The sequence below is a fragment of the Sphingomonas sp. genome, from assembly GCF_050725575.1.
Classification (GTDB): domain Bacteria; phylum Pseudomonadota; class Alphaproteobacteria; order Sphingomonadales; family Sphingomonadaceae; genus Sphingomonas.
On record NZ_JBOHHW010000039.1, the window covers coordinates 43,911 to 52,868 of the forward strand.

9 protein-coding genes are annotated in these 8,958 nt (G+C 62.6%); 3 read left to right on the forward strand and 6 right to left on the reverse strand.

The window, feature by feature from the left end; translation table 11 throughout:
* The first annotated feature begins 147 nt into the window (after positions 1 to 147).
* The gene (locus tag ACRECS_RS20820; RefSeq protein WP_431584872.1) at positions 148 to 594 is read left to right on the forward strand and encodes a GNAT family N-acetyltransferase; all 447 of its coding nucleotides are present in this window, start codon (positions 148 to 150) and stop codon (positions 592 to 594) included.
* A 72-nt stretch (positions 595 to 666) separates the two neighbouring features.
* Here the strand turns inward: ACRECS_RS20820 and ACRECS_RS20825 are convergent, their stop codons facing one another.
* The 5 genes from ACRECS_RS20825 to ACRECS_RS20845 all read right to left on the reverse strand — a co-directional run bounded on the left by ACRECS_RS20825 (position 667) and on the right by ACRECS_RS20845 (position 6,871).
* On the reverse strand, positions 667 to 1,167 hold the full coding sequence (locus tag ACRECS_RS20825; protein ID WP_431584873.1) for a GNAT family N-acetyltransferase: 501 nt from the start codon (positions 1,165 to 1,167) through the stop codon (positions 667 to 669).
* 161 nt (positions 1,168 to 1,328) lie between these two features.
* The gene (locus tag ACRECS_RS20830; RefSeq protein WP_431584874.1) at positions 1,329 to 3,233 is read right to left on the reverse strand and encodes a C13 family peptidase; all 1,905 of its coding nucleotides are present in this window, start codon (positions 3,231 to 3,233) and stop codon (positions 1,329 to 1,331) included.
* Positions 3,234 to 3,492: 259 nt separating this feature from the next.
* Complete coding sequence (locus ACRECS_RS20835) at positions 3,493 to 5,895, reverse strand: TonB-dependent receptor (protein ID WP_431584875.1); 2,403 nt, start codon at positions 5,893 to 5,895, stop codon at positions 3,493 to 3,495.
* 222 nt (positions 5,896 to 6,117) lie between these two features.
* Positions 6,118 to 6,387, reverse strand: coding sequence for a DUF3297 family protein (locus tag ACRECS_RS20840; RefSeq protein WP_431584876.1), 270 nt, complete (start codon positions 6,385 to 6,387; stop codon positions 6,118 to 6,120).
* A gap of 97 nt (positions 6,388 to 6,484) precedes the next feature.
* A complete protein-coding gene (locus tag ACRECS_RS20845) occupies positions 6,485 to 6,871 on the reverse strand; it encodes a hypothetical protein (protein ID WP_431584877.1) in 387 nt (128 codons plus the stop codon).
* A gap of 152 nt (positions 6,872 to 7,023) precedes the next feature.
* Between ACRECS_RS20845 and ACRECS_RS20850 the strand changes: the two genes are divergently transcribed.
* Positions 7,024 to 7,422 (forward strand): EVE domain-containing protein, encoded by a 399-nt coding sequence (locus tag ACRECS_RS20850; RefSeq protein ID WP_431584878.1) that lies wholly within the window; start codon positions 7,024 to 7,026, stop codon positions 7,420 to 7,422.
* Positions 7,423 to 7,597: 175 nt separating this feature from the next.
* On the opposite strand, the gene ACRECS_RS20855 is transcribed toward ACRECS_RS20850, so the two are convergent.
* On the reverse strand, positions 7,598 to 8,029 hold the full coding sequence (locus ACRECS_RS20855; RefSeq protein ID WP_431584879.1) for a winged helix-turn-helix transcriptional regulator: 432 nt from the start codon (positions 8,027 to 8,029) through the stop codon (positions 7,598 to 7,600).
* 84 nt (positions 8,030 to 8,113) lie between these two features.
* On the opposite strand from ACRECS_RS20855, the gene ACRECS_RS20860 reads away from it, so the two are divergent.
* Positions 8,114 to 8,920, forward strand: coding sequence for an SDR family NAD(P)-dependent oxidoreductase (locus ACRECS_RS20860; RefSeq protein ID WP_431584880.1), 807 nt, complete (start codon positions 8,114 to 8,116; stop codon positions 8,918 to 8,920).
* Positions 8,921 to 8,958: the final 38 nt, after the last annotated feature.

The window sequence follows — 8,958 nt, forward strand, 5'->3', positions numbered from 1 at the left end:
GGACTGTGGACAGGCAGGTTTCGGAAACGCGGACAACAATGTTTGCCGTCTGCCGACATGGCTGACTTTCCCGAAAGCGATCCCCAATAGGAAGACCGCCGGCCCCCAGCATGGCCCTAGATTGTAGGGAAGTGATGGCGGTGATAAGTGAGAGCAGTGATTACAATCCGCCCTGCTATCCCCGAGGATGCGGCGGCACTGACCGAACTGATGCACGCTTCGGCCGCCTATCGCGGAAGCTATGCGAGTATCCTCGACGACTACGCGATCACGCCCTCGCAGATAGAGCAGGACGTTTTCCACATCGCCGAGCGAGATGGTGAAACATGCGGCTTCTATAGCTTGACCCTCGGAGGAGAGCCGGAGCTGGACCTGATGTTCGTAGCGGATAGCGCGCAGGGCAGTGGCTTGGGCTTGATGCTCTTCCGGCACATGACAGGCGAAGCGAAGCGACGGGGAATCGTTGCCATCAAGATCGTTTCCCACCCGCCGTCGGTCGGCTTCTATCAGGCGATGGGCGCGATCGTCACCGGCACAAAAGCCCCGACGATCAAGGCGACGTGGAGCCGGCCGATCCTGACGCTGACGATCTAGTCGCCTTCCCACTCCTCGACCAAGAAACGAGAAGGCCACACGCGGAAGGAACGCCTCGTCGCCGGCCGCTGCTTACCCCGTCCGCACCAGTTGCAAAGACATATCCAGTTTGAAGATCATGCTATCGCGATCCGGGAAGTCATAGCCTTCCGGTAGTTCGGAGCGGTCCACAATGCGGAATCCCCGGCGCTGGTAGAAGGCATGCGAGCGCGTCGCGACCGACGGGGTATCCAAAAAAATCGCGTTGAGGCCGTGCATCGCAGCCCATTTGGCCGCTTTGTCGTACAAAGCATGGGACGCACCACCCGGTCCGCGATGGTCGTGCCGAACGAACAGTTTCTTCAGTACGCCGCTTTCCCCATAGCGCATCATCCCGATCGTGCCGACGATCTCGCCACCAGCTATAGCGATCCAAAACCCACCGTCGCGGTAAGCACGCCCGATATCAAGAAGTTCAGGCTGCTCCTCGATCGGAACATGGAGTCCAACGTCAACGCGCTGGATCGTCAGAATGAGCGCGGCAACCTCGGCATCGCGTCCGCCTTGATAATCGAATATCTCGTAGCTGGACATGCTTCCCCCCCGCTCATTTGCGATGCTGCCTCTATGGCCGCTAACGAGGTTGCGGAATACTGCGCATGAGGATGAACCGTTGAACCTTCACAAATGAACGTCCGGGGCATTTCGGTGACATACCCTCCAGGCAGCGTCGTCGGCGGAGTTTCTTCCAGTCCTTAGCGACGAGCACTGCCCGCCTGCGTCCAAAGCGCCTGCATGTTCCGGCCGACGAAGACCTGCGGCTCGGATGGGGTCAGATGATCCCCGGCTTCCCAGCCTAGTATCGTGCGCCGCGCGGCCTCGAACGCGTCACGCAACGAGACACTCTGTGCCAGAGGTCCCTTCAGGAAGGCCTCGCCGAAATACGTCACGGAGCGCCTATCGTCGCAACCGAAGGAGCTACGGTCCTTCCGCGCCGCAGTGATCACGATCGTATCGTCATTCGCCAGCGCAGGGATCCAGCTGCCCGAAAAACAGGCCGATACGATAATGATGCGCCGCCTGATCCCCGCACGCGCCAGTGCGTCGGCGACCGAGGCGGCAGAGATCGGGGTCAGATCGTCATAGGTCGGAAGGACGGTCGCGAGTTCGGCGTCTTGCGATCCGTGCGAGGCCAGATAGACGAACGCAATGTCGCGGACGGGATCGATCCTGCGTCCAAGGCCGCGGGCTGCCGCTGCCATATTGTCCTGGGTTGCGAACGGCGCATGGAGGACATCAGCCACGCCATTGGAGAGCAGCACACCGCCGCGATACTCCCCGCCATAGCGCGTCGCAGCGACCCGCAGCGCAAGATGAGCCTCCCGCGAGAAGAGCTGTTGCTGTCCATCCCCGGCGACGGCGATGGCGTAGACGTTGGATCGGCCGGGAATGCGAGGCGACAGGCCCTCAACCGCCTTCTCCACCAGCCCCGGCTGCGCGCCCCACAGGCGATCGACGGGGATGTCGCGCATCGCGGCGATGCTCTCGTCAGTCGCGTTTTCCTGCTCGGAGGGGCCGAAGCCTAGTAGCGATCGCGCCTGCGCCGAGGCACGGTAGAAGGTCAGGTCCGCCTGGGAAAACCAGGCGGCGATGGCGATCGTGGCGATCAGGAGGCCGGTGGCAGCCCCGGCTCGTTTTGCATTGCTGTGCGAGAAGCGCAGCCAGACTGGCAGGATCGCGACCAGGGTCATCGCGCCGGCCAGGGGAGCGAAGAACCCGTCCTCCTGGCCCTGTGGCACGACGAATTTGGAGAGCAGCCATTCTCCCTGGAAGACGATCGCGATGGCAAGGAAGATCGCGGCAAGCCCCAGCGTCGCGGAGCGTAGTCGCAGGACCCAACCAGCCAGCAAGGCGGCAAGGACGGGCGCGCCGGACAGGAACAGTATCCCACTGACCGCGCCGCCGCGATTGGGGAAGATGATGGTGTCAATGATCGTGAGGAAAGCAAGGATTACCCACAGCAACGCTACCCGGCCGGGATTGGACCAGGCCGCGATCCCCCACCGACGGATCCGTGCTTTCTCTGCGTCAGCCTGGCTCGGGCGTACCCGGCTGGCGGCCACTTTGGCTCCCCTTCTCGGCAGGCCGCTCCGGACAAGCGTCTCTTCAAGGTCGGTCCATTGCGTGTCGGTAAAGCAGCGGCGCGGCAGGACGTAACAATTATAGTCACTGAGATAAATCAGATATCCTGATGTTTCCTGCCCCCAACTGTGGAAGTCGCTCCACGCCATGACGGCCGTAACCGCCGCGCTGCGAAGGTCCAATCCTTCGTCGGTCCAGCTCGTCCGATATTCCTCACGAAGAGTGCGCTGCTGCCGGAAGAGCCGCCGCGCCTGATATCCGGCCAGGCCGTACCCCATAAACATCAGCAGCAATAAGGGTACGACGATCGCCGCGCAAAAGATTGAGGCAGAGCGCGCCGCATCTGCCCATGTCGCGTCTTCCAGCAGGTTGATTGCGAATCCGCCCAGCCAAAGGATCGCGAGGGCGAGAGTCTTATGGCCCAGAGATCGGCGGGAGCTGGCGCGGCGTCCATATTGCGCGCGTTGCGCGACGACGACGTCCTGCTCGTTCAACGTATAGGTAATCGTTCCCGACATTCGGCCTCCTGCCAGATCCGGCTAGCGGGCAGAAGTTGATGAATCGTGCCTTTGCAGAAACTGATCCAGCGTCACTTTCTCGCCCGCCTTCAAGTGCCGTCGCGCGCCTTGGGACCCAGGCACAATGAAGATGCTTGCCGATCCTCCCGTGCACTCTCGGAGGCAGGAAACAAGATCTCAGGGAGGCATCCCCGAGCTGGTCGGTGACGCCGCGCCCAGGGGCAACGGCGTCACCTCATACCGGCCTCGATCTCCCCCGTCAGAACCCCTTGCGGACGGTCAGCCCGATCGTCCGTGGCTGGCCGACGGCAAAGCCGAGCCGTGCACGGCCACCACGCTCGCGGTCGAACGACAGCAGCGGGTTTTCGTCGAGCAGATTGTTGACATAGACCGACACGCCCAGGTCGTTGGGCAGGTTGACGCCTGCACTCAGGCCGACGAGTTCATATTCCGGTAGCTCCAGATCGACCACCGTGGTGGCATTCGCCGGCGCGCCGCCAAAGGGCAGCCCGTGCACGAAGCTGCGCGGATTATTCTCCTGGTCGCCAGGCTGGGTGAAGCGGCTGCCGACATGCTGGAACGATGCCCCGATATAGCCTTCAGTGTCCGCACCCAGCGGGAAGTTATAGGTCGCACTGGCGGAGATCTGGAACTTCGGTACCGAGGGCAAGCGATTACCGTCCCGGATTCCCTCGATCACCGAGCCATCGGGCCGGGTCAGCGTGGAATCGAATTCGGACTGAAGCAGGCTGCCCGAAATCGACAGATCCAGGCCCTGGGCCGGGGTCAGCGAGAATTCCGCCTCGATACCCATGGTATGCGCCTTGGGCACGTTGAACACGACGCGCGAGGAGCAGCTTCCGGCATCCGCCGTGACCTGCAGATTCGTGATCTTGGTATAGAAAGCCGCAGCGTTGAAGGTGATGCCGCCAAAGTGCGTCTTGACCCCGCCTTCATAGTTCCACAGCGATTCATCGTCATAGCGCGGCCGATTGCCGAAGGTGCGAGCATCGGGGCCGGTCGCACCACCACTGCACAGCGGCAGATTGAGCGGATCGTTCACCCCGCCGAGCCGGAAGCCCTTGGAGACCTGCGCGTTGAACGTGACGTTCTGGGACGCCTTGAAGCTCAACAGGGCGCGTGGCGAGAAGCCTTCGGACGACGTCTTGTCGCGATTATTGTCGAGATTGGTGAAGAAGCCACCCGAGTGGAACACGCGTTCCTCGTTGAAGGTATAATAGCGGCCGCCCAGCGTCGCCTTCAGCGCCTCGGTCAGTTCGTAGCTCGCTTCGCCGAAGATCGAGAGCTGTTTCAGTTTATAGGGAATATCGGCGTTGTACGGCGAATCCGCCCCAAATCCGTTGCGCTGCGACAGGGAGAAACCGGCGCCGAACCGCGCATCGGCAAACGCATCGGTGCCGGGCGTTGGCAGACGCTGCGAATATTTGCGATCCACCGACGAATAGAAGCCACCGACAAGCCATTGGAATGGACCGGTATCGGCCGACGCGAACCGCAGTTCCTGGGTAAATTGCTTCACCTTGGTGGTATCGACCAGATTGGCCGGCAGTGCCTGGCCCGCAGGCGCAAAACCGACATCGATGAACACGCTGTTGGTGAGTGCGCTGGCATCGCGGCTGACCAGGATGTTGCGATCGGTATAGCTGGTGACCGAGGTGACCGTGACCGGCCCATGCGTGGCCTCGATCGTCAGGTCGCCGAGCAGAATCTCGTCCTCGAACTTCTCGTCGAGCATCAGATATTGCTGGCGCTTATCCAGCGTCACCGGCGGACGGCCCGCAGCGGTCGTGGTATAGGGGTTGGCGAACAGGTTATAGACTTCCTGCCGGTTGAACCCGTTGACGTGGATTTTCTGATACACCACGCGCGGGGTGATCTTGAGGTCGTCCACCGGCTCCAGCAGCAGTGAGACACGCCCGCCGGCCCGCCAGCCGTCATTGATATTCTCGTCGACCTTGCCGCCCGGCCGCCGTGCATCGATGAAGCCGGCATAGCGGGTATAATAGCCGACCGCGCGCAGCGCCGCCTTGTCCGACAAGGGCAGGTTGATCATGCCCTTGATCGAACCGCCGACATCGCCCTCATCGACGATGTTCACATTACCCTCGACCTGGCCCTCGACCCGGTCGGTGCGCGGCTGATTGGTGATGTAGCGCAACGTGCCGCCAACCGACCCGGATCCGAACAGCGTGCCCTGTGGCCCGCGCAGCGTTTCGATGCGGTTGAGATCGAACAGGTCGAGATCGGGAGTGAAGAGCGATAGCGAAATCACCGATTCATCGAGATAGACGCCGACCTGCTCCTTCACGCCGGGCTGGTCGCGCGCGACCTGGCCGGCGGAAACGCCGCGGATCGCCACCTGGCTCTGGCCCGGCCCGAGATTCTGCACCGCGAGACCGGCGACATTGCGCGACACATCCTCAAGCGAGTTGGCATGAGCGCGCTCGATATCCTCGGCGGTCTGGGCATTGATCGAGAAAGGCACGTTCTGGATCGTCGTCGACCGCTTGGTCGCGGTGACGATGATGTCGCTGCTGTCCTCGGGCGCCTCCTGTGCATAGCTTGGGCTAGCAAGTATAACAATTGCGGCGGCACTAACAGTTAACCGCACTTTCAGTCTATTTCCCGATCGACCGATCATGTTATTTCCTCTCCTGAAACGCATACTATCTTCGTGATGAAGCGTCAGAATGGAGAGCGTAAAAGGACCGGGAATAAGTGGCAACTTCGCCAGGCGCGATTTCGTTACGGGCGTGGCTATTTTGCATCAACCACGACATATCGCGGCTGATCACGGCCAGAAACCCAACAGAATGATTGTCGAACGCGGTGCGGCCGCAAGCGGCGCGCAGGCCCGGCGGAACTACGCCCCGGGCGTTTCCTCTGCGCCCTCGGCGGGGCGCTCAAACCAGGCCTCGACCGGGCCGCTATATTTCAGCGTCAGCGGATTGCCCTTGCGATCGACCTTCTTGCCGAGCGCGACGCGGATCCAGCCTTCGGAAATGCAATATTCCTCGACGTCATGGCGTTCGCGCTCCTTGAAGCGGATGCCAATGCCGCGCGACAGCTTTTCCTCATCGAAGAACGGGCTGCGCGGGTTGGAGGACAGGCGGTCGGGAGGTGTATCGGTCATAGCGGCGCGCTTTGACGCAAAATCGCGCCGGATGCCAGCCCATATGAAAGCGGCGCGGGTGTTAACCGCGCCGCCGTTCGTATCGGTCTTTTCCGGATCAGTAGCAGACCCGCACCCGTACCGGCTGGCGGTAATAGGGGTCCCAGCGCCGTTCGATATGGCAGCTGGCATAGCGGTCGCGGTAGCGCCAGGCATAATAGCCGTCGTTCGGGTAGTAACCGCGCTCACGATAATAGTTATCGTCATAATAGGGGTCATAGCCCCGGTCGCGATAATAGATGTCGCGGTCGCGGCTGCGGCGGCCGTCGGATGCAATGGCCGCACCGATCGCCAGACCGGCTATACCGGCAACGACAGCGACACCGGCGTCGTTGCCGCGGTGGTAATGGCGGCGATAACGCTGCGCATCGGCAGGCGCTGCGGCCGTCAGCGCGGTTGCGGCAAGCGTCGCCCCGAGCACGGCCTTTTTCATCATATTCTTCATGTCGACCTCCTCAAGTCGGGAAAACAAATTCGCTGGTGCCGAAACGCGGGACCATGCCAGCTTGTTTCACACAATATTCGAGTCGGGCTGAACTGAGCCGGAATGACATGTTAAGCGGGCGTTTAGCTTACCGCAAACCACTGGAGGATCGCATGGCGTACTGGCTGCTCAAGTCCGAACCCGAAAGCTACAGCTGGAACGACCTGCTCGCCGAGCGGCAGACGGAATGGACCGGCGTGCGCAATCCGGCGGCCGCCTTGCACCTCAAGGCCATGGCGGTCGGCGACCGCGCCTTCTTCTATCATTCGGGCAAGGACAAGGCTGCGGTCGGCACAGTCGAGGTGACGCGCACCGCACAACAGGATGGCGAGGAAGCGCGCTGGGTATCGGTCGCGGTCAAGCCGCTCGAACCACTGGCCAAGCCAGTGACGCTGGCGGCGATGAAGGCCGAGCCGAAACTGGCGGGTATGGAAATGCTGCGCCAGTCGCGGCTCTCCGTCTCACCGGTGTCCGATGCGCAATGGGCGGCGATCCTGGCAATGGGCCGCTGATCACGGAGGCGCGTCGCAAGCCGGAACGGCTTCGAGCTGAACTGATGCCCCCTTCCGTTCGCCCTGAGCCTGTCGAAGGGCCGTTCTTCTCTTTCCGGCGGAAGAGAAGAAGGACGGTGCTTCGACAGGCTCAGCACGAACGGGGGAAGGTAATTCCACTCAACCCGGCGCCGCTCTATCCAGCCCCGCCCGGCAACATCGTACGCAGGTCAATCTCGTCAAGCGGCCGGCCGGTCGCGCGGTCGACCACAACCGGGTCGATGGTGCGGCCGGTATCAGCCTCAACCAGTCGCGACACACCGCCTTCACCAAAGTAGCGCGCACCCCACGCGCCGAGCGCGGACAGGATCGGCAAATAGTCGCGCCCACACTCGGTCAGCACATATTCGTCGCGTGGCGGCCGCTCGCTATAGCGCCGCCGTTCGAACACCCCGTCGCGCACCAGTGCCGCGAGCCGCCGCGTCAGGATGTTGGGCGCGATGCCCAGGCTGCGCTGGAATTCGTCGAAGCGGGTCAGGCCAAGCGCTGCGTCGCGCAGGATCAGCATGCTCCACGCATCGCCCGTCCGGGCCAGGCCGCGCCCGACCGGGCAGGTGCCTTCGCTCATTTTTTTCGTGTCCATTGCAAAAGAATAGTGACTTACTATCTAAATGCAAGTGACTAGGCATCGGGCCGGTCCGGGAGACGAAGAATGTCATCGACTATTAAGGGAACCGCGCTGATCACCGGCGCATCAACGGGCATCGGCGCCGTCTATGCCGACCGGATTGCGCATCGCGGCTATGACCTGATCCTGGTCGCGCGTGATGCGGGGCGGATGGACATGTTGGCCACGCGGCTGCGCGCCGAAACCGGGCGCACCATCGAGGTGGTTCGCGCCGACCTGACCGACCGCGCCGATGTCGCGGCGATCGAGGCACGGCTTGCCGACGATGCCGCGATCTCGCTGCTGGTCAACAATGCCGGCATGTCGCTCAACGGGACGCTGCTCGACAATGAACCTGATCAGATCGAGCGGCTGATCGCACTCAACATCACCGCCCCCACCCGCCTCGCCGGCGCGGCGGCCAAGGCTTTCGTCGCGCGCAAAGCGGGCGCGATCGTCAACATCGCTTCGGTCCTGGCGCTCGCGCCCGAAATGTTCGACGGCGTCTATAGCGGCTCCAAGGCGCATCTGCTCAACCTCAGCCAGTCGCTCGCCAACCAGCTCGCCCCCGAAGGCGTCTATGTCCAGGCCGTATTGCCCGGCGCGACGCGGACCGAGATCTGGGAGCGTTCCGGCAAGGATGTCGACGCCTTCCCGGCGGAGATGGTGATGGAGGCCGGCGATCTGGTCGACGCGGCGCTGACCGGGTTCGACCGGCGCGAAACCGTGACGATCCCGCCGCTCGCCGATGAAGGCCAATGGTCGGCGCTGAACGCACAGCGCCTGGCGATGCAAGGCGACCTCAGCCGCCGCGATGTGGCAGAGCGCTACCGCGAGCCGGTGGCAGCGTGATCGGTGCGGCGCGGGCGACACCGCTTGCGGTCGTCGCC